Here is a 25,855-nt window from a genome sequence, read left to right on the forward strand (position 1 = left end):
ATTAGCATTTTTAATTTATTTCTTTTGGTATGCCAGTTTTAAACCCAGAAGCATACTGTGGTTATCTCTAAAGTCTCCAACAATATCACCATTCTGACGTTTTGCTTGGGCATCGCCTAGCCATAAATATCTTCCACCGAGTGAAAGTGCCCAGTTAGGCTGGAAATTATATTGCAATCCAAGCCCAACACCCCAGTAACCATTGACTGGCCCAAGCGCATTAGCAGGATCACCAAGACCTGAATCCCAACTGACAGACGTTGAAACTGAAAATTTATCAGTAAGTTTCTGCGCGATTCCAATTTGTGCAGACCATTGATCTTGTTCATAACTGAGTAGAGGGAGTCCTGTTTTATCTGGACTGACTGGGGCTGTCCGCTCTGCCAATTTGGCGGGTTTAAGTTCAAAGTCTTGCCAAGGCACCCAGCGAATATTGGCACTGAGTAAGGTTTGTTTGCTTAAGCCCGTTTGAAAATCAAAATTAACAGATTCAGGCGATGTAAAAGTAGCGGGTAGAACATATAGCTCATCACTTACTGCTGAAAACTGCTCAGTGGTGCGTGTTTGATGTTTGATTTGGGAGCGATACGTGAGTGCTGCTTTTAGCCCAATTTCAGGTTTTTTAAGGCTGAATCCTGTAACCCAACCCATCGCATAATCTGAATGTAATTTAGCGTTGTAATTGGCTGTTCCTCTATAAATTTGTCCACGTAGTTTGATTTCACCTTGTATTTGCTCCAGTGCTGGACCTGCATAAATACTTAAATTTTGATTGATATTCAAGCCAAGCAGCCCAGTTAAATTATGGCTGTCTAGAGTGGCTTGTGTTCCTTTTGCAGGTTTATTTTCAAATTGAGAAACAAAATCGCTATGTCCACGATGATGTAGATCAATATTGAAGGGCTGGTCGTAGATCAGTCCTAGACTTATTTTCTCCGTTAAATCTGTTTTTAAGCTGCTTCGTAGAGCGCTATTATTAGCGCTAATATTGGGAATGCTGTTGGGATTGCCTTGGCTACTCAATCCTTTATCCTGCCCACTGACTTTAGGCATTGAATAATTATAAGAGAGGGATGCATAGCTTCCAATTTGGAAAAAATCAGTAATGGATTGGCCAGAACGATCCAGACCTGCGCTATATCCTGTGCTGATCATAAAGGGCACCGTGACTAAAGTGGCTAGGGTGTAATGTTTGATTGGTAAATTCATTGCAGCCTCCAAATTCCTTTTGGGGCATACAACACTCAAGTTTTATTATTTTCTTGAGTGCTGTATGGATTGTTTTGATTGTTATTTAAAACATGGATTAAAAATTTCGACTTGATTTGGCATTAGATAATGGGTTTTGGGTAGATATTCGCGCATGACCGAAGCTAAATCTTTTTGCTGCTCTACATTGGCAATCGTGTGTTTAAAATTATTAGATGCGAGCATATGTCTGATTTGGACAATGGTCATATCAGGATCGACGGCACCATCGCCATCTTCTGCCATCGGTAACCAGCCAATACCACATTCTGGTTTGGCATTGCGTGGACGATCAGCAACTCGACTCACGACAACGGTGTAATAACCATTTTGATCGACAGGGATTTCCTCATCAAATAAGCAGTCATTGACGCGCGTATTGGCAAAACCCTGATTTGAACAGATTGACCAATAGCGTAAATCACCTTGAGTGAATTGCCCTGTATTGTTGAAAGTCTTAGAAACTGTAGGTGCCTTTCCACGTAGTACAAAGACCTTGCCATATTTTCGATTCACAACTGTTCGGATGTATTGATTATCGAGGTTTGGATAAAAACCACCTTCTGAACGTCTTGCTTGTTCATTGATTTTGCCCGTGAAAATACCTAACAGGCTTTCTCGATCAAGCTGAATAAACCATTGGGCAGGATTCTGCGCAGGCCATGTATCTGGTTTGCCAGCTTGATGAACAAGTTGTCGATAATCATTAGGTGAAATGCTTACAGCAGCTGAGGAGAGTTGTAGAGGCTGGTTGGTGTTGAGCTGCGCACAGGCTTGATCTGCTTCAACAACACGGCCATCCGCAAGCGTAAGTCGAGGAGTTGGTAAGCGTACACCACCAGTAATACTTTGGCCGTTATCAGGTAGGTAAATGCGATATAAAACGGTTTGTTGTTTTTTTCCATAGGCTGGAGCATATAGCTGGTTAACACTTTGCGCTTGACCGAGCTGTCCCACCTTACGTTGTGCTGTCACAGGTGTGGTTGATAGATCTAATGTATAATTGCGTTGTGATGGATTGCGGTGTTGCCCGTAAACAAAAGGGTTCGCAGAATTATTGTCTGGTTTGATTAAATAGTCGGCAACGGACTCAACAGGTTTTCCTGCCTCATCATAACTAATAAAAGACATATAACGAGAGTGTGTAAATTCACCCTTTAATTGAAGTTTTGCACCCTCAGGAATCGTGAAGGTAGTCGCCCAATAATAAACATTGGCATCTGGATAGGCGATATTGATATAGGGATCAGCACTGACAGGACCGCGAGCCCAAAAGCATGAACGTGGTCCCGGAATTGCCTCTGGCTGTTGAGCGCTTGCTTGAGTCTTTATTTCTTGGGCTTGTGAGGAGCAAGCAATAGAAAATAGAGTACTTGCAATGAACAGTGGTAAGAGCGTGTGATTCATTTTACATCCTTGTGAATATGACATTTATCTCTGATGAAAAACTTTGGATTAAAAAAAGTTTAATCTGGAATGAGCATAAAAAGTTTCAGATATATTGGATAATGGATTTTTTGTATGGAAGTTATAGTTTTTAGATATACCCAAAAGAACAATGAAAATAAGATATATTTTTAGCTAAGTGAGGATAGAAGCTGATTTTTAATAGGTTTATGGATCGCAATAAAATATTCAAGGATGAGACATGATTAAGCCAAGACATTTGCAGCAAATTATGGTGCTGACTGAAATTGGGACTATTAATCAGGCGGCGGAGGTACTTTGCATGACCCAACCGTCGTTAACCAATAGCATTAAAAAATTAGAACATGATTTGGGCGTGAGTCTGTTTGAAAGGACCAGTAAAGGGGTGAAGCCCACTTTATATACTGAGCATATCCTAAAACAGGCACCACAGATTTTGCAGCAGTTAGATACCTTGCATAAAGAAATTAAGCTCCTTTCGAGTGGTCAAGTTGGAGAAATACACATCGGGACAGGGCCTGTGATTATTCATGCATTGATGAAAGATGTGATTCCTTTATTTTCAAAGCAATATCCTGAAATTGAAGTACATTTATATGTTGATAACCCCAAGAATATTGTTGAAAAATTAGAGAAAGGGATTCTAGACTTGGGAATTTTAAGTACCGAGTATGTTGATCTGAATGACGACTTAATTTCAGTTTCACTGTTCCAAGACCCGATTAATTTTATCGTTCGTACTGGACATCCTTTGCTTGAAATTAACCCTTTGGCATTTGATCATCTTTTGGATTATCCATTTGCTTTACCGCGAATTTCAAAACAGAAAATGCAATGGTTAAAAGCTCAAACACATACGGGGCACTCTCCACGAATTTGCTTAACTGTGAATGACTACGATTTATTGATTCATCATGTCATGCATAGTGATGCAATTACGGCTGGACCAAGCCATTTATTTCAGTCTTTGTTGGAAAATCGGAATATTGCTGTCTTAAATTATCAGAATCCTGCTTTTTCATGGCATGCATGTGCAGTTTATAAATCGATTAGTATTCACTCGATGGGGATGAGGCTGTTTTTAGAGATGATTCAGGATTGGTTTGAAAAGATAAATTCCTAAATTTCCCTTTTAGACCTCTCCATAGTTTTTCATATTGTCACTGTCAATAAATAAAATGCTAAAAAACAGCTCATTTTTTGCTTAATTTTAAATTTTTTGTACCAATTAGTTTTTGAATAATAGAGTGATCAGCAAAGCGGTTGATCAGTTTAGCTTATTTAAATTTGATTTCAGCTTGATGAAAAAGTCACAAAAAAGACTTAGATAAATAAAGCCAGCTCAGACGTAAATGAGCTGATGCTAGGGAAAATTTAAGAATTAAGGAATAACAAATGTCAGTATTGTGCATGGTTCAGCATAGAAAGAATGAATTGGATGTCTTACTCAAGAGCACAATTAGCCTAAGCTTTGCTTCGTTTGCTATGACTCAAAATAAGGGATAAATGACATGATGATAATTCGTTATATTCAACAGAAAGATATTCATGATCTTTACCATTTGGCTCAAAAAGCGGGTTTTGGCTTAACTTCGTTGCAGCCGGATATGGAAATACTGGCTGCACGTATTGACCGAGCGATTAAAACGGTCGAAGGCAAACTAGAAAAGTCGGAGCAGGGCTATTTATTTGCATTAGAAGACACCACACTGCATAAGGTGGTCGGGGTATGTGGAATTGAGGTTGCTTTAGGCCTAAAAGAGCCTTGGTATAATTTCCATGTGGGTACGCAAGTGCATTCTTCTGAACCACTAAATGTCTATAAAGCTTTACCAACTTTGTATTTGAGTAATAACCATACCAATTGTAGTGAATTATGTACTTTATTTTTAGATCCTGACTATCGCTTAAATAAGAATGGTAAGTTTTTATCTAAAGTGCGGTTTCTGTTCCTTTCCGCTTTTAGGCAATATTTTGAAGAAACCATTGTGGCTGAAATGCGCGGATTTTCAGACGAAAATGGTCGTTCGCCATTTTGGGATGCGGTTGGTCATAAATTCTTTGATATGGAATTTACCAAAGCAGATTATCTGAGTGGTACAGGCAAAAAAGCCTTCATTGCAGAATTGATGCCACGGCATCCTCTCTATGTCGATATGTTGCCTGATGAAGCCAAGGCTGTGATTGCTGCGGTTCATCCCAATACGGTGCCAGCTTATAACCTTTTAATAGAAGAAGGGCTACGCTATAAGGGTTATGTCGATATCTTTGATGCGGGAGCAACCTTGCAGGCTGATATTGAAAATTTAAGAGCGATTAGAGACAGCCATGTGGTGATGGTAAAGGTTGAGTCATCTGATCAAGTGACGCTAGGCGATGAACCGTATATTGTTGCAAATGATGATTATGAAAATTTTCGCGCCATTCTGATCTTTAGCCAGCCAGATCAAAACCAAGTGATATTGACTACAGAACAAGCTCATCAGTTACATGTGAAAGAAGGTGCATCGGTGCGTTTGCTCAATATCAATATTGCAAATCAGAACAAGCACTGATGGGCTATGTATCAGCAGAAAATCCACAGATCTAGATCTTAATTAACAACACTTATACTGTATTTTTAGCCATATTTTTTTATTTATATCGATGCATAATTTTTTACTATTATCGATATTCATATATTTCTAAGATGAATTGGATTGTGATAATAGGGTATATTTCATGTTAATTGGATATTAATTAAGCAGAAGTGAAAAGCATCCTCTTCAACTCGTTTGGTGATGAGATATGATGCTTGCGGCTCAAATATTTTTGATCGATAAAAATAGATTCTAACGCGCAGAGAAGGGATCTAATGCAAACAATTTATAGATGAGGTGGATTATTTAAACTATTAATTTCAAAATAATTTTAGAAAAATGGAACTTTTAAATTAAAGCATTTTAAAAATAATTTATTTTTATCAGGCAATGATAACGGTTGTTATACATTGGAGTAAGGATGACATGACTCAGAATAATGAAAAGCAACTTCTGCAAGGAGATCTGCTTGGCAGTCAACATATGACGCAGCAGGATGAAGAAAAGTTACAACGTTCTTTAACCAATCGTCATATTCAGATGATCGCCATTGGCGGTGCAATTGGTACGGGTCTATTTATGGGGTCTGGGAAGACCTTAAGTATTTCAGGGACCTCGATTGTTTTAACTTATTTAATTATTGGTTTTTTCTTTTTCTTTGTCATGCGGGCAATGGGTGAACTATTGCTGGCAAATACTAATTTTAAGACCTTTGCTGATTTTGCCACAGCGTATATCGGCCCTTGGGCTGGTTTCTTTTTGGGTTGGTCTTATTGGTGTAACTGGATTATTACTGCGATAGCCGATGTGATTGTGATTGGGGGCTACATGCAGTTTTGGTATCCAGACGTACCCGTTTGGATACCAGCATTTACCTCGCTAGCAATTTTAACCATCTTGAATTTTGTTGCGGTTCGAATGTTTGGTGAGTTGGAGTTTTGGTTTTCGTTGATTAAGATCTCCGCCATTATCCTGTTTATTCTTGCGGGTATTTATTTAATCAGTACTGGCTTTACTTCACCCAATGGTGTCAAAGCTTCGATGAGTCATGTATTTGAAACTCAATCGATGTTTCCTTATGGCGTCACAGGCTTTTTAGCAGGTTTCCAAATTGCAATTTTTGCTTTTGTCGGTATTGAGCTGGTTGGTACGACAGCGGCTGAAACCAAAGATCCGCATAAATCCTTGCCTAAAGCAATTAACTCAATTCCGTTGCGTATTTTACTGTTCTATGTCGGTGCCTTGGTTTGTATTATCGCCGTCACATCGTGGGCAAAAATTTCACCAGAAAAGAGCCCATTTGTAGAAATGTTTTCATTGATTGGACTGCCAATTGCAGCAGGATTGGTCAATTTTGTGGTGGCAACTTCGGCATTGTCCTCTGCAAATAGCGGTATCTTTGCGACCAGTCGCATGCTTTATGGTTTGTCTCTAGACAATGATGCGCCTAAAAGCTTTAGTAAGTTGTCAAAAAGAAAGGTGCCAATTCGCGGTCTAGTTTTTTCAATGACCTGCGTCACCATTGGAACCTCTATTTTATTTATTGTGCCGAATGTCATGACGGCGTTTACCATCATTTCAGCACTGACTTCAATTTTATGCGTGTTTACCTTCATGCTGATTATTCTGTCTTATATCTGCTATCGGAAAAAATTCCCAGAGTTACATCAACAGTCTAAATTTAAAATGCCAGGTGGTTTGGTTATGGCGTGGCTGACCATGTCATTTTTGGTGTTTACCATTGTTATTTTAGCATTAGATCATGATACGTTGATTGCATTGGCTTTTTCACCTGTGTGGTTCATTGGTTTGTTGATCGCATATCGTCGTAAAAAGAAAAAAATGCTGCAACTTGATCTGTTAAAAACCAGAACGGTGGATTATGTCTAAGTTGGAATAATTAGCGGTGATAGGTTGATACACTTTTAAAAAGTAGGGCTGAAGCTCTGCTTTTTACATTGATGGTAAAAAATATGCTTTAAAGCATGTACTTTATCTTGATGAATAAAAACGTAATATTTAAAAAGTAATTTATGGAAGTGACAAAAATTGTCATAAACAGACAATACCGTATAGACAGAGGCGTATTGCTATCAGTAAAATGCCGTAAATTTAAGCAAAAAAATCTATAAAAATGTTGAACAATATTCATCAAGCTTTAGAGAGTCTTGGCCTTACTGCACAAAAACGTGCAGTACATATTCAATTTTCAAATCAAAATTTAAATACTCAAGTCTTCCTACAACGTATTGATGGTCAGCATCAGCTGAATGATGGATTTAAGGCAGAACTGATTTGCCTGTCGACCAATGCGACTATTCCCCTGAAACAGTTCATCGGCAGCCAAGCGGCAATTGATACCGTCACCGATCAAGGTCAACTGACCCGCGTCACAGGGATTATTACTCAAGCCTTACAAGGACAATCAGACGGTAGCCTAACTGTCTATAAACTGACTTTAGAAGATCCAACCGCATTGTGGAAGCAACGCCGTAACAGCCGCGTATTTATGAACAAAAGTGTGCGTGATGTGGTGGAAATCATCTTCAAGGAATGGCAGAGCAAAAGTCCCTTATTTGCATCCAGCTTAACGCTTGATTTAAGCGGATTGAGCCAAGATTACGATGTTCGTCCCTTTATCATGCAATCTTTGGAAAGTGACTACGACTTTCTGACGCGTTTGCTACGTAGTGAATCGATTAACTGGCTCATTGATGAAGCTGAACGAACCGTCGCGCAAAGCAGTGCCGCGATTCAGCCGCAAAAGCTCCGTCTGATTGATGACAATAGCCAGTACCAAGCACTCGATCGTCGACAGATCCGTTATCACCGTAGTAGTGCCACTGAACAATATGACAGCATGACTAGTCTGGTCGGGCAACGCTCTCTACAGCCGAGCAGTGTGCATGTACAACGCTGGCAAGCCGATGCACTGGAACAGGAAGATGGCGCAGGCAGTGTACAAAGCACACATAAGCACAGCGAACAACATGACAATGCCAGTTTAGGTCTGGAACAAGCATGGCATTTTTCACCGGCATGGATGCAAGACCTGAATGGTGAAGATGGTGCAACCCCATCGGGCAATGCCCAAATTGAAAAACTGAATCGGAACTTGGGTCAATACTACGACTTGCAATCCAAACAATTTACAGCCCATAGCACCGTGCGCGATACCCATGTCGGTTACTGGTTTGAATTGGCTGAACACCCTGAAATAGATCAGCATGATGGCAGCGATAAAGAATTCCTGATTACGGGCAAAAACTTCTATAACCAAAACAATTTGCCTAAAGATTTACATCAACAGATCAATCAATTATTAGTACAAAGCAACTGGCAACCGACTCAATCTAATAATGAAGAACGCCAAGCCAACCAACTAACACTACAACGCCGCAGTATTAAAACTGTTCCTGAATTTAACCCATTGCAACACCGCCCAACCGCCTCACCGCAACGAGCCAAAGTGGTTGGACCAAGCGGTGAAGAAATCCATGTCGATGAATGGGGACGAATTAAAGTCCGTTTTCTATTCACTCGTAATGACGACCATAGCCAGGATGGTGGTGCGGGTGCCAATGACAACGACACCGATTCAGCGTGGGTGGATGTGCTTACGCCTTGGGCTGGTGAAGGCTATGGTGCACGCTTTTTACCGCGTATTGATGAAATCGTGGTGATCGACTTCTTTGATGGCAATATTGACCGTCCATTTGTGGTGGGAAGAATTCATGAAGGCCATCGTAGCCCAACCAAGTTTGATCATGCAGGCAAAATGCCAGACACCAAGAAACTGGCAGGGATCAAGTCCAAAGAGTATCAAGGTGAAGGCTATAACCAACTGCGTTTTGATGACACCACAGGGCAGATCAGTGCCCAGTTGCAAAGCAGCCATGCCGCCAGTCAACTCAATCTCGGAAAATTGAGTCATCCTAAAGCAACAGCGGAAAGTGAAGACCGTGGTGAAGGTTTTGAACTACGCACTGACCAATGGGGTGCCGTGCGTGCAGGTGAAGGTTTACTGCTTTCCACGCATAAACAGGATCAAGCGCAAGGTGAACATCTGGACGCACAAGTTGCTAAACAGCAGCTAGAAAGCAATCAAAACAATGCCAAGGCACTCAGCGAAGTGGCTAAGAATCAGCAAACTGATGAGGTTGAATCTTTAGCACAGTTAAAATCTTTTTTCGAATCAATTGAATCGGATATTGCCAAGTTTAATAAAGCTGTACTTTTGCTCAATTCACCAGAGAGCATTGCTCTGAGTACGAATGAAGATATTCATTTATCTGCGGATGGCCAGATCAATCAGTTTGCTGGCGACAGTATTAATCTGAGCACACAAAAGAATCTGATTACACATGCGCAAAACAGAATCAGTGTGTTTGCTGCGCAGAATGGCATTAAACAAGTCGCAGCCAAAGGCAAGATTGAAATGCATGCTCAAGGCGATGGAATGGATTTACTTGCCAAGCAAGGCATTCAGATTATCTCAACTGAAGATCGTATTGAGATCAGTAGTCCGAAAGAGATTGTGATTACTGCGGGTGGTTCTCAGATCAAGCTGAATGGTTCAGGTATTTTCCCTATCACAAGTGGCAAGTTTGAAGTAAAGGCAGGGCAACATTTGTTTATGGGTGGGGCACAAGCGAATGCACAATTACCAGCTTTGCCTGAATTCGATAATAAAAATTGGATTGCTTTGGATTATCGTGACCCTGAAACAAGAAAGGGTATTGCAAATAATGGTTATAAAATTTTCTTTAAAAATGGAACAACATTAGCAGGAAAACTAGATGCTAATGGATTTGCTAGGCATGAAAATGTACCACCTGAAACCATAAAAAAAGTAGTATATGAACCTCAAGAAGGTAAAGAAAAAATTGCCAATCGATTAGAAGAGTTATTAGAAATTGAAGACGACTCATCAATCCGTAGTTATGGGGATGTAAATAATGGCAAATAATATTCCTAATGCTACGCAAGCTAGAGATGCATTGGCTTGGATGACTGGTGAGCAAAAAGATATTCAAGAGGAAAAAAGTATATGGGAGTGGATGGTAGAGGCCATTGAAGGAGACTTCAATGATAATCGTAGTACAGGGCAAATTGTATTTGATGCTGCAATTTCCATGATCCCATTTGTGGATCAGATATGTGATGTTCGCGATTTGGTGGCAAATTGTAAGAAGCTAAATGAAGATATTTCGGATCAGTGGGCTTGGGTCGCATTGGCCCTTACTTTAATTGGTCTATTTCCAAGCCTAGGGAGTTTGGTTAAAGGGGTTCTAAAAATCTTCTTCTTATTTGTAAGACGAAGCGGAGGAAAAGCCGTTGTTAAAGCTGTTGATTCAGCTATGACATGGGTTATTACTTTTTTAAGAAAAAAACAAGTACAAGATTATATTAAAAAATATCTACCGAACGTGGATATTCTCGTTTATTTAAAGAATGAAATTATAAAAGTAAAAAATAAGCTTAGTGCAAAGGAGTTATTGGCTGCTTTTGATCGAGGGATTCAGTTATTAGATAACTTAACGAATAAGGCCAAATATATTCCTGGTTTAAAAGATAAAATTAGAAATACTGTCGCCATTGTTAGAAAAATTCGAAATGCTGCAGATGCCCCATTGGCAAAAGCTTTGGCGCCACTTAATGATGCCTTAGCAAGAGTTATTTATAGATTAGATATGGAGTCATATCTACAAAGAACAGCAGTGAGAAATACTACTAATGTTCACTTTAGAGGTACATTACCAGAAGCGCATGCCATTACTTTAATGCGTACTAAAAAGCCACGTCCAACTTGGTTAAGCAAAGGAAGTATGAAAAATAAGCCATTGAGACCTAGTGACTATAGAAGTGATATAGATAAAAAAGTCAAAGAAGGATATCCTTCTTTAGCTGACTATAATATTGAATCTTTTAGTAAAATATCTGCAGATATTATTTCAGGACCAGCCAGATTATACCGGGTAACTTCACCTGCAAATGGTGCGTTTGGTGAGTGTTGGGTTACAGAAGAGGTCTTCGTTAAAATTAAGAATAGTCCTGATCCGAAAGCGGCTTGGCGAAAATATTTAGCGGTTTGGCCAGACTGGAATGCGAATGGGCAGTTTGTAATTTACGATATTCCCGCTGGTCAATCTATTAAAGTATGGCGAGGCCCAGCTTCAAGTCAGACAAAAGATGCTTTAAGAAAAGAAACCTATCATTTGGAGGGGGGCTGGGAGCAGATTATTTTTAGAAAGGGAGAGTATGATGATACCTTCTACTACCCTATAGATAGTTACGGACGTTTATCGCTTAAATCCCCAAAAAGTCGAGATGCTTATAATAGTTTATCTCCAGCCGAGAAAGCGAAATATCAGGCAGTTCGAAGCAAAATAAAAGAACCGAATCTTCATGGTCCTTATGATACAAATTGGGGCATGACGGATTTTGATGAGCAGTTAAAAGATGTCAGAATTGGTCTTCCAAATATATCTGGACAAGTTATTAATAGATAAAATTAAGAGATCGTTATAATGCAGAATACAGAACAGCAATTGACTCGTTTTCAAAAGCAATCAATTGCTTTGTTATATTATTTTACTTCACGGCCTTATTTGGAAATGTTGCTGACCAAACTGGAAGATTTGATTCAGTATACTGGTGGTGTAATTGATTTGGCTGATCAGCAGTATCGTGACCGTGTTCTATTGCAAGAAGGTTGGGGAATGCGTGATACCTCAGCCAATTGGAGTACCTATGCTTACCCATCTTTACTCGATTTTAGAATAGGGTTAATTAGAATAATTGAAGAAACAAAATTAGATGAATATGGTTGGACACCTGCATATAATACAGCACGTATGTTGGGTGAGTTTCGACCTAATTGGATGTCAGAAGAAGAAGAATCTGATTTTAAAATGCGCTTTGATGAATTATATAAATTATGTAGTTATTATGATTCTTGTGTTAAGCCTCCAAGATCATGGACTTTATATAGTTTATTTGAAGTAATTAAAGAGCTTGGAGTTTTTGATCATAAAGTCCCAAAGCTTAGAGTTCATACAGATATACATATAAATAGTGAGGAATCTATTTATAGGACAGGCGTATATATCCCTGTAGGCGATCAATTGGGTACACCACAATTTGCTTGGACTTACCGTGATGAAAATGGTTTTGAGGGGGGGCAATTGGAAGAATGTGAAACATTAAATGCTTTAGGTAAGCAGTTATTTTCTAAGTTTAATGAATATACAGCATGGACTCCATCTGAAGAACTAAGAACATTTGCAATTGAAAATATTAAAAAGAAAAAAATAGATGACGATTTTGGTTATGTAAAGTTTGATTATGACACTCAATTAAGATTAGCCCCAGAGTTGATTGCAAGAAATGCATTTACTGGCTTTGACTGTAGTTGGTACTTTGTTGAATTGGTTGATGGTGAGTTTGAAGATATTGGGGTTGAGGATGTAGATATGTTTGCTACACCTGATTTAAAAGTTATAGGTGGAGAATTATGTCCAAGAACAGGTTATTGGATTTTATCTAGCCAAAAGGAGAAGCGTTTGTACTTTACCAAAGGAACATTAATTCCCAAATATAATAAAGACTGGGGTGAAGAATATTGGGTCTTTGATGGTGAAGAATAATTAATATGCCCTTCGGGGAATTTAAAATTTTGAGATTTATATAATTTAAATGATTGATTTAAATAAACTAGAGCTATTCCCAAGAGAAATCTATTTATTAGAGCAATTTCTTTCTTATGACTATTATTATGAAACGGTAAAATTGTGGGAGAAACAGATTCAATATGCTGAAGAACTATTAGATAAATATAGTGCTCATTTAGCGCCCGATCATCGTGCTCAGCACCCATCTCATCAAGCCGACTATGTCTGGGGAACAATTGTACTACCAAATTTTAAAGGAGTTTTACATCATTTAGTTGATGGTTTAGATGACTTAAAAGAGGGCTTTTTGCCTATATTAAGAAGAATGAGTGGCATTCGTAATGCTCTTATTGCTCAATGGAGAGATTATCCTTATGATTGGATGGATCATGTTGAAAAAGGCTCAGCTGCTATTTATAAAGCTAAACAGGATATTGTATCAATAAGAGCTAATAATACCTTTATTGCAAGTGATTACTATGACTCGCAATGGGACTATAAAGATCTATTAAAAAAAGATGTATATAAAAGAGATGTGGGTATAGAGTATCCTCCAATATTACCTAAATATTATTTAAATCCTAAGATAAGTGTAAAAACAGATGAACCAATTATGGTGACAGGTTTTTATCGTTCTACTGAACCATATTCAGCGTGTAAGTTTCTGATACATGAAACAAAAATGTCTGCCAAGCATCCTGAAGACTGGAAATTAGCTCCAGCGGTTCAGTGTTTTAAAACGAATCCAGACCTTTTTACGACACCAGATACAATTGAAAATTCAGAAGAAGAAGAAACGACATGGATACTGGTTGAAAAAGTAGTTGAAGATGGTGAAAAAGATGCCATATTTAATGAAAAAAGAATTTCTAAAAAAGGTGGAGAAAAAGTAACGAAAACAGGTTATTGGTCCACTCCTGCACAACCAAATACAAGACTCTATTTTACTCAAGGTGCAATATTACCAGTGCTTCCTGAAGCAGACTGGGGTGAGGTGTATTGGTATTGGGATGGTGACGAATAACTAATATGCCCTTCGGGGCATTTAAAATTTTGAGATTTATATAATTAAAATGATTGATTTAAAGAAGCTAGAGTTATTCCCTCAAGAGATCTATGCAATTGAACAATTTATTTCATATAACTATTACTATGGAACGGTAAAGTTATGGAAGGAGTTGATTCAATATACTGAAGAACTATTAGATAAATATAGTGCTCATTTAGCACCCGATCATTGTGCCCAACCTTCATCTCATCAAGCCGACTATGTTTGGGGAACCATCGTACTACCAAACTTTAAAGGAGTGTTACGTCATTTAGTTGATGGCTTGGATGACTTAAAAGAGGGCTTTTTACCTATCTTAAGAAGAATGAGCAGCATTAATAATGCTGCAATCGCACAGGGTAGAGATTATCCCTATGACTGGATGGAAAAAGTAGAAAAAGGAGCTGTCGAAAAATATGAAGCTAAAGAAAAAATTGTTCTAACTCGAGCAACGAATATCTATATTGCTAGTGATTATTATACAGCTCAATGGGATTATAAAGATCTATTAGAAGATGAGTATGTTGTGGGGATAGATTTTCCAGAGTATTTACCTAAATATCAGCTCAATACGAATATTATGGTTAAAACTGGTGAGCCGATCATGGTGACAGGGATTTATCGTTCAATTGAGCCATACTCTGCTTGTAATTTTATGATAAAAGAAGAAAAAATGTCAGCCAAGCATCCTGAAGACTGGAAATTAGCTCCTAAAGTTTTCAGCTTTAAAAGTAATCTAGATCTTTTTACAACTCCAGATACAATTGAAAACCCAATAAGAGTTGAAACGACATGGATACTGGTGGAAAAAGTAGTTGAGGATGGTGATAGCAATTTGGCATTTAGTAAAGAGAAACTTTCTCAATAAACTTCATTACTGGTATAAAATGACAGATTACTCTAAAAAGATTCTATTAGGCTTTTTACCTATTATTTTATGTATGAGTTGCAGCAATGGTCAGCCAACTGCCCAGACAGATTCTGATACTGAAGGATTTGTAAAAAAATTAAATCCACAATATCGGTTTAAGGTGCATGGTTGTGCAATTAATTATAACGGTACAGATCTCTATATGAATTCTGGTGTTGAACCTTGGATTAAAGCCTTAGGTAAAAACTATAGAAAAGTGGACAGTACGGATGGAGCGAACTTAACCAATTTATATATTTATGATGATATAGGGGTACGATTGGTTGAGAGAAAAAATGATAAGCAAATCGATAGTTTTCGATTTCGCTTAGAACGACCAGAGCACGATATAAAGAAAGAAACAGATGCAGAAATAGAAGAAGAGCTAAAGAAACCTGATACGGAACAAGTGCGAAGTATATTTAAAGATGCGATTGATGTAGATGGTGTACTTGTCGGTGCTTATCCAATGCATGATGAAATTAGAAGTAAATTTCATTCGAAAACACGAGTGAGCTACAATCTTACGGCGGATTGTAATGAAAACCAAAAAGGTGAGTCATTTGAAATCGAGTTAAGCACCAGTTTTAATGACCCTGAAGTGATTGATCATATGTATTTTTATAATTACTTAGATTCGATGAGTGAGGAGCAAAAAAAACAATTATATAGAAGCAAAGATGAAACTGGTAAGGAGGTATGTGACGAATATTTTGATGTAAAAGCTATGAAAGTTGTCCCAAGATACTGCACAGAAAAGGAGTTAGAAGAGGAAAGGCAAAATGCTAATAAATAGCCCTTTCTCAATAAATTATTTGTGTAAAGGAGGGTGAGCAATACAGCAAACGTATTTGGTAATAAAAATTTATGAGTTACTCTAAAAAGGTTCTACTAGGCTTTTTACCCGTTGTTTTATGTATGAGTTGCAGTAATGGTCAGTCAGCTGCTCAGACAGATTCTGATACCGAAGGGTTTATAAAAAAATTAAATCCACAACATCGGTTTAAGGTGCATGGTTGTGCAATTAATTATAACGGTACAGATCTTTATATGAATTCTGGTGTTGAACCTTGGATCAAAGTTTTAGGGGAAAACTATAGAAAAGTGGACAGTACTGATGGAATTAATTTAACCAATTTATATATCTATGATGATATAGGGGTGCGATTGGTTGAGAGAAAAAATGATAAGCAAATTGATAGTTTTCGTTTCCGTTTAGAACGACCAGAGCATGATATAAAGAAAGAAACAGATGCAGAAATAGAAGAAGAGCTAAAGAAACCTGATACGGAACAAGTGCGAAGTATATTTAAAGATGCGATTGATGTAGATGGTGTACTTGTCGGTGCTTATCCAATGCATGATGAAATTAGAAGTAAATTTCATTCAAAAACACGGGTGAGCTACAACCTTACAGCGGATTGTAATGAAAATCAAAAAGGTGAAGCATTTGGAATCGAGTTAAGCACCAGTTTTAATGATCCTGAAGTGATTGATCATATGTATTTTTATAATTACTTAGATTCGATGAGTGAAGAGCAAAAAAAGGCATTAGGACGTAGAACTGATGAAAATGGTAGAGAAATTTGTGGTGATTATATGGATATAAAAACTATGAAAATTATTCCAAGTTACTGTACGCCAGAGGAGTTGGAGGAGGAATAGAAAAATACTAATAAATAGTTTTTCTCAATAAAATAAAGTGTTTGTAGTGAAATATTGTGATGGGTTATTTCATTTTCTGATAACGGTTATAGACTAAATAATTTTAGGTTGTTGAAATCAAAACATGAAGAGTGATTAGCCAATGAAAAACTGGAGTATAGGGTTAATTACCATATTTTTATTATTTGGTTGTACGAATTCACAAGTTAAATATCAAGAGAAGTTTATAGCTCATGTTGCAGAAAAAGTGCCTGCTCCTTACAAGGAGTGTATGGTTAACTTCCTAAAAGAGAATTGGGATGAGGCTTGGAAGACTTATAATAATGAGAAAAAAAGAGAACCAAGAGGAGAGGCTGACATAGTAAACTTTATGATTGAAAAATATATTGATCGGTGTAAAAAAGAAAAATAATTGTATGCTGATGAAATAAAAAAGCAGAACCGAAGCTCTGCTTTTTTGAGTCAATCAGTTTTAGATCTTGCTGATCAAATCATTGATTTGTTTTGCTTGCTCAGCCGCATTACCAGTATAAGTTGCAGGTGTTAACTCAGCTAGACGAGCACGTTCATCAGCTGGAACTTGAGCAAGTTCATCGCCATTGACGAAGTCCACCATCATCTCACGTGTCATTGCTTGACCACGAGTAAGAGCTTTTAATTTTTCGTATGGCTTTTCAACGTTATAACGACGCATAACAGTTTGAATTGGCTCTGCAAGAACTTCTTGGGCTTGGTTTAAATCTTCATTTAAACGAGCAGCATTCAATTCAAGTTTACCAACACCTTTTAAGCAAGCATCAAAAGCAATTAAGCTTTGCGCAAAACCAACACCCATATTACGTAATACAGTTGAGTCAGTTAAGTCGCGCTGCCAGCGAGACACAGGAAGTTTTTCACCTAGGTGACCTAAAACAGCATTGGCAATACCCAAGTTACCTTCTGAGTTTTCGAAGTCAATAGGGTTGACTTTATGCGGCATAGTTGAAGAACCAACTTCACCATCTTTTAACTTTTGTTTGAAGTAACCAAGCGAGATATAACCCCAAACATCGCGGTTAAAGTCGATCAAGATGGTGTTGTAACGACGTAAAGCATCAAACAATTCAGCCATATAATCATGTGGCTCGATTTGTGTGGTGTATGGGTTGAAGCTTAGGCCTAAAGATTCAACAAATGCTTGTGCATGTGCAGCCCAATCAATTTCTGGGTATGCAGAAAGGTGCGCATTGTAGTTACCTACAGCACCATTGATTTTGCCTAATAATTCAACATTTTCGAATTGCTTGATTTGGCGTGCTAAACGATAAGCAACGTTTGCCATCTCTTTACCCAGCGTAGTCGGGCTTGCAGTTTGACCGTGTGTACGAGACAACATCGGTTGTTCAGCATGCGTTGTTGCCAAAGCTGAAATTGCATTGAGAAGTTGCTTCATGCTTGCAACTAAAACTTCACGACCATTTTTCAACATCAGCGCATGAGACAAGTTGTTGATGTCTTCAGAAGTACATGCAAAGTGAATAAATTCGCCTGCATTTTGTAATTCATCAATGTTGGCAATTTTTTCTTTAAGGAAATATTCAACTGCTTTTACATCATGGTTAGTGGTGCGTTCAATTTCTTTAATGCGGTTTGCATCTTCTTCAGAGAAATTTGAAACGATTGCATCTAAAGCAGCATTGGTTTCATTTGAAAATGGCGCAACTTCAATAATTTCTGCACGATTTGCAAGTGCTTGTAACCAACGCACTTCAACCGTGACACGAGCGTGGATTAAACCAAACTCAGACAAAAAAGGGCGTAGGGCATCGCATTTGCTAGCGTAACGTCCATCAAGTGGCGAGAGTGCGGTTAAAGCATTCATACAGATTCCTTAAAGTTTAGCTCTTCCTTGCGGAACTTTAGTCGTTCCTCAGGAGAGATTTAGAGAGGTTGTAAAACGGCATAAAAATAAATTCGTTGCAGCATCGGTCTATACCACCTGATACTGCAAACGAGCGAGAGCTTGAATATCTTGCAATAACTTGCGTTTACTAAAGATCATACTCCAAGAGCTTCCACCGAGCTGCTTCCATAAATGCGCAAGTTGTAAGCCTGTAAAGAGGCAGGCACGAATACGGTTGGTATGATTGATGTCTTTAAATGCTTCAGCATTGCCACGAACTAAAATACGTGGATTAATTTGACCAGCAGTTTCTACATAGGTCTGTGCGAGGTTGGCAATAATGCTTGGGTGTAAATAGTTATTATCGAAAAAGGAGAGTTGCTTTAAGATTTTTTGTTGCGAGCTTTCTATAATTTTTACGTATTCAGGGTTACTGTAGACTTTCTTTTCTAACTGCAACAGGGCCATCGCATAGGACATGGGTAGTTTTGCTGTCGACATTTTAGGAACACGGGATTTTGGTGCGGTATTAAAAGGCTGAGTAATACAGCCTTCTAATGTTTTTAATCCGAGTGAAATGTCTGCAAGTTGATTAAAAAAATCTAAGGTTTGAGTGGCATTGTTTGCTGCAGGACGAATATTTAGACTGGCTTTAATCAATAGTTCAAAATAGAAATTACCACTATCGCCAATGCTTTGCTGGCCAGCCATCGCAGTCATATGTGTTAACTGAGTTGCCTGAAAGACTGCGGCCAATGCTAGAGCACGGTTCTGTCTAACATTCAACGCTTGAGTGTGCTGAAAGGGTAACTCGACCATGCTTCGCTTCCAATTTCCTTAAATAAAATCTGGTTCAGGTGCATTGGTATGATGAATAACACCACCACCTAAGCAGACCTCTCCAGAATAGAACACCACGCTTTGTCCTGGAGTCACAGCGCGTTGCGGCTCATCAAACTCAACACGGATGCCATTTTCAGTCTGTTCATCACGATAGATAGTACACGCTTGATCTGGCTGACGATAACGGGTTTTCGCTGTGCAGCGGAATCCAGCCGATGGAATGTCCTGTTCACCTGCAACCCAATCAATCGACTCGCTCCAAAGTTGCGTACTTTGCATCAACGGATGTTCATGTCCTTGACCAATCACCAGTCGGTTATTGGCAATATCTTTATGGAGTACGAACCATGCACCTTCTTGTACACCTTTCATACCACCGATACCGATACCACCGCGCTGACCCAGCGTATAGTACATCAAGCCATGATGTTCACCAACTTCTTTACCTGATTCCAAAACAATTTTTCCAGCTTGTGCAGGTAAGTATTGTTTAAGGAAGTCAGTAAAGCGACGCTCACCAATAAAACAAATACCCGTTGAGTCTTTCTTCTTGGCAGTTGCTAAATCAAGCTGTTCTGCAATACGACGAACTTCTGGCTTTTCAATTTCGCCAACAGGGAACAAGGTCTTGTTAATTTCACGACCATGTACCGCATGTAAGAAATAGGTTTGGTCTTTATTATTATCGACACCACGGAGCAATGGGGCATAAGTCTCGCCGCGTGAGTTTTGTGTGCTTGCACCACGACGTGCATAGTGACCTGTAGCAATAAAGTCTGCACCCAAGGTCATGGCATGATCAAGGAAAGCGCGGAATTTAATTTCTTTATTACACAAAATATCTGGGTTTGGTGTGCGGCCTGCAGCATATTCAGCTAAGAAATGCTCAAAGACACGATCCCAATATTCCATCGCAAAGTTAGCTGTATGTAGCTTGATGCCAATTTTATCTGCAACGGCTTGCGCATCTGCCAAGTCTTCGAGTGCTGTGCAGTATTCCGTACCATCATCTTCTTCCCAGTTTTTCATGAAAAGACCTTCAACTTGATATCCTTGTTGAAGTAATAATGCGGCAGAAACGGAGGAATCTACACCACCAGACATACCGACGATGACACGTTGTTGCATCTAATTAAGCGTCCAAATGAGAAGTTAATGAGGGAGAAAAAGGGTGCTCATAAATAAGCGATAAAGGATATTTTTTGCCAGCAAGGGCATCTTTAACAGCTTTTACAACCAGTGGGCTACGCGCACGCGCTGTTTCTTGTAGCTCATCCAGATTCATCCATACTGCAGCGACAATCCCTGTATCCAGTTGTGCATTTTCTTCAACTGCCGTGACATGGGCCAGGAAGCAAAAGCGGTAATAAGTACGGTCAGGAAACATCGGTGGAGTATAGGTATAAATCCCAAGCAGATGATCAATTCCAACATGATGACCTGTTTCTTCTAAGGTCTCACGGATGGCTGCTTCGATAATGGTTTCACCACATTCGACATGACCCGCAGGTTGATTAAACACGGTATGTACAAAGCCCTCGCTGTGTTCTTCAACAAACAGAAAACGTCCGTCTTTTTCGACTACAGTGGCGACTGTGACATGAGGTGTCCAAGCGGTCATAGAAAGCACCAAGGTTTTAAAAAACGTATTCTACAAAATTTGACTGTTTTTGGCTACACAGGAAGGCTAATTCACTAAAGTGGAAGAAAAATATTTGCTGCCATCAGTGTGTATTTGATGTGTTGAGAATCGAAAAGGAATTGCTTCAAAAAAACAGAATATGCTAGTGTATTTTTTGACCGCAAGGTAAAAATAATAATCCCTGCCAAGAAAAGTCATATTTGTGATGGCCTTTCAATGATTTAGAAGTAGAACAGATAATTTATTAGATTGATAGACAGCACACGGAGTTAAAATATTATGCAGCATATTAAAATTAAACCTGGTGTCGCTTTAGCAGAACAAGCAGAGATTGGCCATAATCGCTGGCATCCAGATATTCCTTTTTTAACATCGGTGAAACCAGGTGAAGAAATCCTCATTGAAAGTCTAGATTTTCTGGACGCTCAAATTAAAGATACCGATGATGTGTCTGATGTAAAACATGTAGATCTCACTCGAGCGCATCCGTTGACAGGACCTTTTTATGTTGAAGGTGCTGAGCCGGGTGATTTATTAGTGATTGATCTTCTGGATATTCAGCCGATCTCCGCTGTGGGTTTTTCTGGCGTTTTTGCGAAAGAAAATGGCGGTGGTTTTTTAGCGGATTATTTCCCTGAAGCAGATAAGGCGATTTGGGATTTAAAAGGATTGTTTGCAACGTCACGTCATATCCCTGGTGTTCGTATTGCGGGCTTAAAGCATCCTGGATTAATGGGGACGCTTCCTTCGCATGAGCTTTTAAAAGAGTGGAATCGTAGAGAGGCCTTATTGGTACCTAAGGGACAGGCAAATCCACCTGATCCAAGAACTGCGGTGTTACGTGGTGTCACGGGTGCAGAGTTTGATCGGATGGCAGTTGAAGCAGCTCGTACTGTGCCACCGCGCGAACATGGTGGTAATACCGACATTAAAGATCTTGCTGCGGGCAGTCGTATTTATTTTCCTGTGTATCAGAAAGGTGCTGGTTTCTCGATGGGAGATCTGCATTTTTCGCAAGGTGATGGCGAAATCGGATTCTGTGGTGCGATTGAAATGGATGGGGTAACCCGTGTTGGTTTTGACCTGATTAAAGGTGGAATGGAAAAATATAATATTGATTCACCGATCTTTGTTCCAAGCAATGTCAGACCTAATTACGATCAGTGGTTAACTTTTGAAGGCATTAGTGTGGAAAATGGAGTAAATCATTATCTGGATGCTACAGTTGCCTATCGTCAGGCTTGTTTAAAAGCGATTAAATATCTTGAGAATTTCGGATTTACGGGATCTCAAGCCTACATGTTGCTGACTGCTGCACCTGTGGAAGGGCGTATCGGTGGCATTGTGGATATTCCAAACTGTGCTTGCACAATTTCTCTACCAACTTCTATTTTTGAGAAGAATATTTTGCCGCAAGGTGCCTTAAACGAGAATAAGTTTTGGGGACATCGTTAGTCTTGGATGAATGCAAGATTGATCGTTAAAGAAGGATTTTAAGATGCCATTGTATGATTTTAGATGTGAACATTGTGAAGGGATTTTCGAGCAGAATGTCTCAATCGCCAGTATTGCAAGGGATAACACATCTTGCCCATACTGCCAGCAATCCATATTACTAAGGCCGATGATTACAGGGCATCAAAAGATCTCAGTCAAAAATAAATGGCGACCCTCATCCAGCGCTGAGCAATTGGCAGGGCCCTTGGTTGAAGGACCTGGAACCAGCAAAAAAAGTGCTCGGACATCGGTGTTGCATAACTGCCGAGGTGTAAATTGTTCTTTATGTGAGCTTTAATATCTCATTATTTTAGTGTTTAAGACACATATTTAATCAGCATTTAACACCTGTTATATGCTGATTTTAAAATTACTTCTCTTGATCTAAATAATTATCCTTCACTTTCACATAATGACGTGCTGAATAAGGAAGGAACTCCATTTCTTTTTCGGTCAGTGCGCGAATTTGCTGTACTGGACTCCCGACATAAAGATAACCACTTTTTAATACTTTTCGTGGCGGTACCAGACTACCTGCACCAATCATTACATCATCTTCAATAATCACGTCATCTAACACCACGGTATTAATCCCGATCAAGACACGATTACCAATGGTACAGCCATGTAAAGTCACATGATGTCCAACCGTTACATCTTCGCCAATGACCAGCGGAGAACCATTCGGTTTAGATTGATTTTTGTGGCTGACATGTAACATACAGTGATCTTGCACATTGCTGTTTTTGCCGATTTGAATCGAATTTACATCACCACGAATCACAGCAAAAGGCCAGACTGAAACATTCTCTGCTAATTTGACATCACCAACTACAACTGACATCTCATCTACATAGCAGCTTGCATCAACATCAGGTTTTTGATCTAAATAAGGACGGATGTTCTTTGGCATAAGGGCTTTCGATCGGAAAATTTAAAGGAATTATAAAATAAAAAAGCATCCATGCCCAAGAGCATGAATGCTTAATCGTACTCTTCTAAAACTTAGAATAAGTTACTGAAGAACATTTTGATATGGTCAATCATACGGGCAAAGAAGCCAGCTTCTTCAACAGGTTTTAATGCCACAAGTGGTTTTTCTGCAATCACTTTGCCATCAAGACTCGCCACTAATTTACCGACCACTTGACCTTTGGCTAAAGGTGCATTCAGTTTAGGTTGAACCACAAGCTGAGTTTTGATCTTGTCTGCTTGACCTTTAGGCATAGTCACATTGAAGTTTTCAGCTAAGCCAATTTGAACTTCGTCTTGTTTACCAAACCATACTTTTGCTTTAGCAAGCACTTGGTTGGCAGGTTGAACGTTTGCAGTTTCAAAGTTTGCAAAACCCCAAGCCAATAAGGTGCGAGTTTGGCTGGCACGTTCATTCATGCTTGGTGTACCAAAGATCACCGAGATCAAACGCATTGGACCGCGTTTACTTGACGTGGTTAAGCAGAAACCTGCTTCATTGGTATGACCTGTTTTTAAACCATCAACACTTGGGTCGGTATAAAGCAGGGCATTACGGTTACCTTGCTTAATCCCGTTGAAAGTAAATTCTTTTTCCGAATAGATCGGGTAGTATTTAGAGCTATCTTTAATAATATGCTGAGCAAGAATCGCCATATCTTTTGCAGTTGAGTAATGACCATCAGCAGGCATACCTGTTGAGTTGATGAAATGCGTATTCACCATACCCACACGTTTTGCTTCTTGGTTCATCATGTGGGCAAAAGTACCTTCGTTGCCCGCAATGTGTTCAGCCATTGCTTTAGATGCATCATTACCTGACTGGATAATAATACCACGTAGCATTTCTAAAACTGTTGCCGTGCCATTTAATGGAACGTACATACATGATTCAGAGCTGCTACCACGACACCACGCCGATTCATTCATGCGTACTTGTTCGTTTTCGGTCAATTCACCCTTTAAAAGTTTCTGTTCAATGATGTAGCTTGTCATCATTTTTGTCATTGAAGCAGGTGCAAGTTTTTCATTTTCGTTTTTGGCAGCGAGAATCTGTCCTGTCTCATAATCCATTAATACGTAGGATTTATTATTTAATTCTGGTGGGGCAGATAGGACAGTTGCTGCATATGAAAAGCTTGGCAAAAGGAGTAATGCAGCAAGAGCGCTTTTTTGAGTCATTCTAGGTGGTTCCAATATCTTGTATGAAGCAGACGAGCCTAGCATTTTAGGACAAAGCAAAGCCGACTTCTACGGGGGAAGTCGGCTTTTTCATACAGTATTGTAACCTGAAGCTTAATTGGTCGGATTATTTCGAATAATAATTACGAACATCATCGCAAATTTGACGATTGTCATTATCAGAAGCCGCCTTTGCATCTGCACGTGCTTCTTTTAGTGCCTCTTGGTAGTCCTTGCCTTTGACTCGTTTATTGAGGGTTTCAACAGCATTACCATCGTTGTTTAAATAAGCTTTGACGAGGTTGTCATAGGCTTTATTAAATTTTAAATCTTTGCCGATTAAGCCTGGGCAAATTTCGGAAAGCACATAGATCGCTGCAAGTTCTTGTTTGGTCACAGTATCAGAAGTTGGAGTAACTTCAATCTTTTCTGCTTCAGCGGCTTTTTTATCTGCTGCAAAGGCTGTAGGAGCTAAAGCGCTCGAAGCGATAAGCAATGATAAACCTAGTGTTTTAAAAAAAATTTTCTTCATAACAAATCAAACTCAAAAACAAGATTTAAAGAATTTGAATAACTTATAGCATAAATGCATGTTAAAAAATGTATGTTTGCTGTAGGAAGCGTGGAGAAAATGTGGCTTTAAATTTTCAAAATATTAAGTGCCTTCACCATATCGACAACATGGGTTGCAACTTGACATCGCCATTTATACATCACATGCTTAAAAATTATGCTGTTTGAAATGGATGTAATTATTTACAGTATTGTGATGAGAATGGATCAAGCCGCAAATACCGCAGGCTAAGTGCGCAAAGTAAATAAAATGTGAGAGAAAATAATAAATCTGTATAGAACAGGAGCAATAAGATGAAGACAAAATTCACAGGCGGTGTTGATATCGCGCTTAAACTTCCACCACATCAATTTGAAGCCACCGTTGCATTCTATCGTGATGTGATTGGTCTTAAACAAATTACAGAAAAACTGCCTGATATCGGTTTTGAACTTGGACCTGTTAAATTATGGATCGCTGCGGCGCCAGAAATGAGCCAAGCTGAGCTATGGCTTGAATTGTTTACCGATAACTTCCCCGAAGCTGCTGAATATTTGGAAGCCGCAGGCGTGGTCCGTTGTGATGCAATTGAACCCTTAGAAGAGGGATTTCGAGGAGGATGGATTAGCAGTCCAGCTAATATTATTCATATGGTTCGTGAACCGGATGCTTGGTAAGCATGATTCGAGCAACATCAACATTTTTGATGAATTAGATATAGCGATGTGGTTTT

At 39.0% G+C, this 25,855-nt stretch carries 23 protein-coding genes; 14 read left to right on the top strand and 9 right to left on the bottom strand.

Annotation, left to right across the window (positions count from 1 at the left end):
• Positions 1–15: 15 nt before the first annotated feature.
• Positions 16–1,209: an OmpP1/FadL family transporter gene (locus F993_RS15825; RefSeq protein WP_004652803.1), complete on the bottom strand. Its 1,194-nt coding sequence runs from the start codon at positions 1,207–1,209 to the stop codon at positions 16–18.
• A gap of 81 nt (positions 1,210–1,290) precedes the next feature.
• Positions 1,291–2,655 carry a hypothetical protein gene (locus F993_RS15820; RefSeq protein ID WP_004652804.1) on the bottom strand — a complete coding sequence of 455 codons (1,365 nt, stop codon included), beginning with the start codon at positions 2,653–2,655 and terminating at the stop codon, positions 1,291–1,293.
• Between the two features lie 241 nt (positions 2,656–2,896).
• Between F993_RS15820 and F993_RS15815 the strand changes: the two genes are divergently transcribed.
• From F993_RS15815 to F993_RS15765, 11 genes are all read left to right on the top strand, one after another.
• Positions 2,897–3,799: a LysR family transcriptional regulator gene (locus F993_RS15815; protein WP_004652805.1), complete on the top strand. Its 903-nt coding sequence runs from the start codon at positions 2,897–2,899 to the stop codon at positions 3,797–3,799.
• Positions 3,800–4,187: 388 nt separating this feature from the next.
• A complete protein-coding gene (astA, locus tag F993_RS15810; RefSeq protein ID WP_004652806.1) occupies positions 4,188–5,231 on the top strand; it encodes an arginine N-succinyltransferase in 1,044 nt (347 codons plus the stop codon).
• A 450-nt stretch (positions 5,232–5,681) separates the two neighbouring features.
• The gene (locus F993_RS15805) at positions 5,682–7,145 is read left to right on the top strand and encodes an amino acid permease (RefSeq protein WP_004652807.1); all 1,464 of its coding nucleotides are present in this window, start codon (positions 5,682–5,684) and stop codon (positions 7,143–7,145) included.
• Between the two features lie 244 nt (positions 7,146–7,389).
• Entirely contained in the window at positions 7,390–10,224 is a 2,835-nt protein-coding gene (locus tag F993_RS15800) for a type VI secretion system Vgr family protein (RefSeq protein WP_004652808.1), read from the top strand.
• Entirely contained in the window at positions 10,214–11,767 is a 1,554-nt protein-coding gene (locus tag F993_RS15795; RefSeq protein ID WP_004652809.1) for a hypothetical protein, read from the top strand. Before F993_RS15800 ends, F993_RS15795 begins: the two co-directional genes overlap by 11 nt.
• Before the next feature lie 18 nt (positions 11,768–11,785).
• Positions 11,786–12,904, top strand: coding sequence for a hypothetical protein (locus tag F993_RS15790; protein ID WP_004652810.1), 1,119 nt, complete (start codon positions 11,786–11,788; stop codon positions 12,902–12,904).
• A 49-nt stretch (positions 12,905–12,953) separates the two neighbouring features.
• Positions 12,954–13,952 carry a hypothetical protein gene (locus tag F993_RS15785; RefSeq protein WP_004652811.1) on the top strand — a complete coding sequence of 333 codons (999 nt, stop codon included), beginning with the start codon at positions 12,954–12,956 and terminating at the stop codon, positions 13,950–13,952.
• A gap of 49 nt (positions 13,953–14,001) precedes the next feature.
• Complete coding sequence (locus tag F993_RS15780; protein WP_004652813.1) at positions 14,002–14,844, top strand: hypothetical protein; 843 nt, start codon at positions 14,002–14,004, stop codon at positions 14,842–14,844.
• Between the two features lie 19 nt (positions 14,845–14,863).
• Positions 14,864–15,682: a DUF7738 domain-containing protein gene (locus F993_RS15775; protein ID WP_004652814.1), complete on the top strand. Its 819-nt coding sequence runs from the start codon at positions 14,864–14,866 to the stop codon at positions 15,680–15,682.
• A gap of 71 nt (positions 15,683–15,753) precedes the next feature.
• A complete protein-coding gene (locus F993_RS15770; protein ID WP_004652815.1) occupies positions 15,754–16,551 on the top strand; it encodes a DUF7738 domain-containing protein in 798 nt (265 codons plus the stop codon).
• Between the two features lie 142 nt (positions 16,552–16,693).
• Positions 16,694–16,963, top strand: coding sequence for a hypothetical protein (locus F993_RS15765; RefSeq protein ID WP_004652816.1), 270 nt, complete (start codon positions 16,694–16,696; stop codon positions 16,961–16,963).
• Between the two features lie 60 nt (positions 16,964–17,023).
• On the opposite strand, the gene purB is transcribed toward F993_RS15765, so the two are convergent.
• From purB to F993_RS15745, 4 genes are all read right to left on the bottom strand, one after another.
• Positions 17,024–18,412 carry an adenylosuccinate lyase gene (gene purB, locus F993_RS15760; RefSeq protein ID WP_004652817.1) on the bottom strand — a complete coding sequence of 463 codons (1,389 nt, stop codon included), beginning with the start codon at positions 18,410–18,412 and terminating at the stop codon, positions 17,024–17,026.
• A gap of 108 nt (positions 18,413–18,520) precedes the next feature.
• Positions 18,521–19,252, bottom strand: coding sequence for a high frequency lysogenization protein HflD (hflD, locus tag F993_RS15755; protein WP_004652818.1), 732 nt, complete (start codon positions 19,250–19,252; stop codon positions 18,521–18,523).
• A gap of 18 nt (positions 19,253–19,270) precedes the next feature.
• Positions 19,271–20,404, bottom strand: coding sequence for a tRNA 2-thiouridine(34) synthase MnmA (gene mnmA, locus F993_RS15750; protein WP_004652819.1), 1,134 nt, complete (start codon positions 20,402–20,404; stop codon positions 19,271–19,273).
• A 4-nt stretch (positions 20,405–20,408) separates the two neighbouring features.
• Entirely contained in the window at positions 20,409–20,897 is a 489-nt protein-coding gene (locus tag F993_RS15745; RefSeq protein WP_004652820.1) for an NUDIX hydrolase, read from the bottom strand.
• Positions 20,898–21,197: 300 nt separating this feature from the next.
• Here F993_RS15745 and fmdA point away from each other — a divergent pair, with 300 nt between their 5' ends.
• Positions 21,198–22,373, top strand: a complete 1,176-nt coding sequence (gene fmdA / locus F993_RS15740) for a formamidase (RefSeq protein WP_004652821.1) — start codon at positions 21,198–21,200, stop codon at positions 22,371–22,373.
• A gap of 43 nt (positions 22,374–22,416) precedes the next feature.
• On the top strand, positions 22,417–22,713 hold the full coding sequence (locus tag F993_RS19990; RefSeq protein WP_032812403.1) for an FmdB family zinc ribbon protein: 297 nt from the start codon (positions 22,417–22,419) through the stop codon (positions 22,711–22,713).
• A 72-nt stretch (positions 22,714–22,785) separates the two neighbouring features.
• On the opposite strand, the gene F993_RS15735 is transcribed toward F993_RS19990, so the two are convergent.
• The 3 genes from F993_RS15735 to F993_RS15725 all read right to left on the bottom strand — a co-directional run bounded on the left by F993_RS15735 (position 22,786) and on the right by F993_RS15725 (position 25,101).
• Entirely contained in the window at positions 22,786–23,328 is a 543-nt protein-coding gene (locus tag F993_RS15735) for a gamma carbonic anhydrase family protein (protein WP_004652822.1), read from the bottom strand.
• A 92-nt stretch (positions 23,329–23,420) separates the two neighbouring features.
• Positions 23,421–24,569: a D-alanyl-D-alanine carboxypeptidase PBP5/6 gene (gene dacC / locus F993_RS15730; RefSeq protein WP_004652823.1), complete on the bottom strand. Its 1,149-nt coding sequence runs from the start codon at positions 24,567–24,569 to the stop codon at positions 23,421–23,423.
• 127 nt (positions 24,570–24,696) lie between these two features.
• Positions 24,697–25,101, bottom strand: a complete 405-nt coding sequence (locus F993_RS15725; RefSeq protein WP_004652824.1) for an MCR_0457 family protein — start codon at positions 25,099–25,101, stop codon at positions 24,697–24,699.
• A gap of 335 nt (positions 25,102–25,436) precedes the next feature.
• Between F993_RS15725 and F993_RS15720 the strand changes: the two genes are divergently transcribed.
• Positions 25,437–25,799, top strand: coding sequence for a VOC family protein (locus F993_RS15720; protein WP_004652826.1), 363 nt, complete (start codon positions 25,437–25,439; stop codon positions 25,797–25,799).
• Positions 25,800–25,855: the final 56 nt, after the last annotated feature.

The organism is Acinetobacter proteolyticus, from assembly GCF_000367945.1.
Classification (GTDB): Bacteria; Pseudomonadota; Gammaproteobacteria; order Pseudomonadales; family Moraxellaceae; genus Acinetobacter; species Acinetobacter proteolyticus.

Coding starts and splice junctions, on each gene's coding strand:
- F993_RS15825 (WP_004652803.1), bottom strand. CDS start 1,209: ATGAATTTACCAATCAAACATTACACCCTAGCCACTTTAGTCACGGTG.
- F993_RS15820 (WP_004652804.1), bottom strand. CDS start 2,655: ATGAATCACACGCTCTTACCACTGTTCATTGCAAGTACTCTATTTTCT.
- F993_RS15815 (WP_004652805.1), top strand. CDS start 2,897: ATGATTAAGCCAAGACATTTGCAGCAAATTATGGTGCTGACTGAAATT.
- astA (WP_004652806.1), top strand. CDS start 4,188: ATGATGATAATTCGTTATATTCAACAGAAAGATATTCATGATCTTTAC.
- F993_RS15805 (WP_004652807.1), top strand. CDS start 5,682: ATGACTCAGAATAATGAAAAGCAACTTCTGCAAGGAGATCTGCTTGGC.
- F993_RS15800 (WP_004652808.1), top strand. CDS start 7,390: ATGTTGAACAATATTCATCAAGCTTTAGAGAGTCTTGGCCTTACTGCA.
- F993_RS15795 (WP_004652809.1), top strand. CDS start 10,214: ATGGCAAATAATATTCCTAATGCTACGCAAGCTAGAGATGCATTGGCT.
- F993_RS15790 (WP_004652810.1), top strand. CDS start 11,786: ATGCAGAATACAGAACAGCAATTGACTCGTTTTCAAAAGCAATCAATT.
- F993_RS15785 (WP_004652811.1), top strand. CDS start 12,954: ATGATTGATTTAAATAAACTAGAGCTATTCCCAAGAGAAATCTATTTA.
- F993_RS15780 (WP_004652813.1), top strand. CDS start 14,002: ATGATTGATTTAAAGAAGCTAGAGTTATTCCCTCAAGAGATCTATGCA.
- F993_RS15775 (WP_004652814.1), top strand. CDS start 14,864: ATGACAGATTACTCTAAAAAGATTCTATTAGGCTTTTTACCTATTATT.
- F993_RS15770 (WP_004652815.1), top strand. CDS start 15,754: ATGAGTTACTCTAAAAAGGTTCTACTAGGCTTTTTACCCGTTGTTTTA.
- F993_RS15765 (WP_004652816.1), top strand. CDS start 16,694: ATGAAAAACTGGAGTATAGGGTTAATTACCATATTTTTATTATTTGGT.
- purB (WP_004652817.1), bottom strand. CDS start 18,412: ATGAATGCTTTAACCGCACTCTCGCCACTTGATGGACGTTACGCTAGC.
- hflD (WP_004652818.1), bottom strand. CDS start 19,252: ATGGTCGAGTTACCCTTTCAGCACACTCAAGCGTTGAATGTTAGACAG.
- mnmA (WP_004652819.1), bottom strand. CDS start 20,404: ATGCAACAACGTGTCATCGTCGGTATGTCTGGTGGTGTAGATTCCTCC.
- F993_RS15745 (WP_004652820.1), bottom strand. CDS start 20,897: ATGACCGCTTGGACACCTCATGTCACAGTCGCCACTGTAGTCGAAAAA.
- fmdA (WP_004652821.1), top strand. CDS start 21,198: ATGCAGCATATTAAAATTAAACCTGGTGTCGCTTTAGCAGAACAAGCA.
- F993_RS19990 (WP_032812403.1), top strand. CDS start 22,417: ATGCCATTGTATGATTTTAGATGTGAACATTGTGAAGGGATTTTCGAG.
- F993_RS15735 (WP_004652822.1), bottom strand. CDS start 23,328: ATGCCAAAGAACATCCGTCCTTATTTAGATCAAAAACCTGATGTTGAT.
- dacC (WP_004652823.1), bottom strand. CDS start 24,569: ATGACTCAAAAAAGCGCTCTTGCTGCATTACTCCTTTTGCCAAGCTTT.
- F993_RS15725 (WP_004652824.1), bottom strand. CDS start 25,101: ATGAAGAAAATTTTTTTTAAAACACTAGGTTTATCATTGCTTATCGCT.
- F993_RS15720 (WP_004652826.1), top strand. CDS start 25,437: ATGAAGACAAAATTCACAGGCGGTGTTGATATCGCGCTTAAACTTCCA.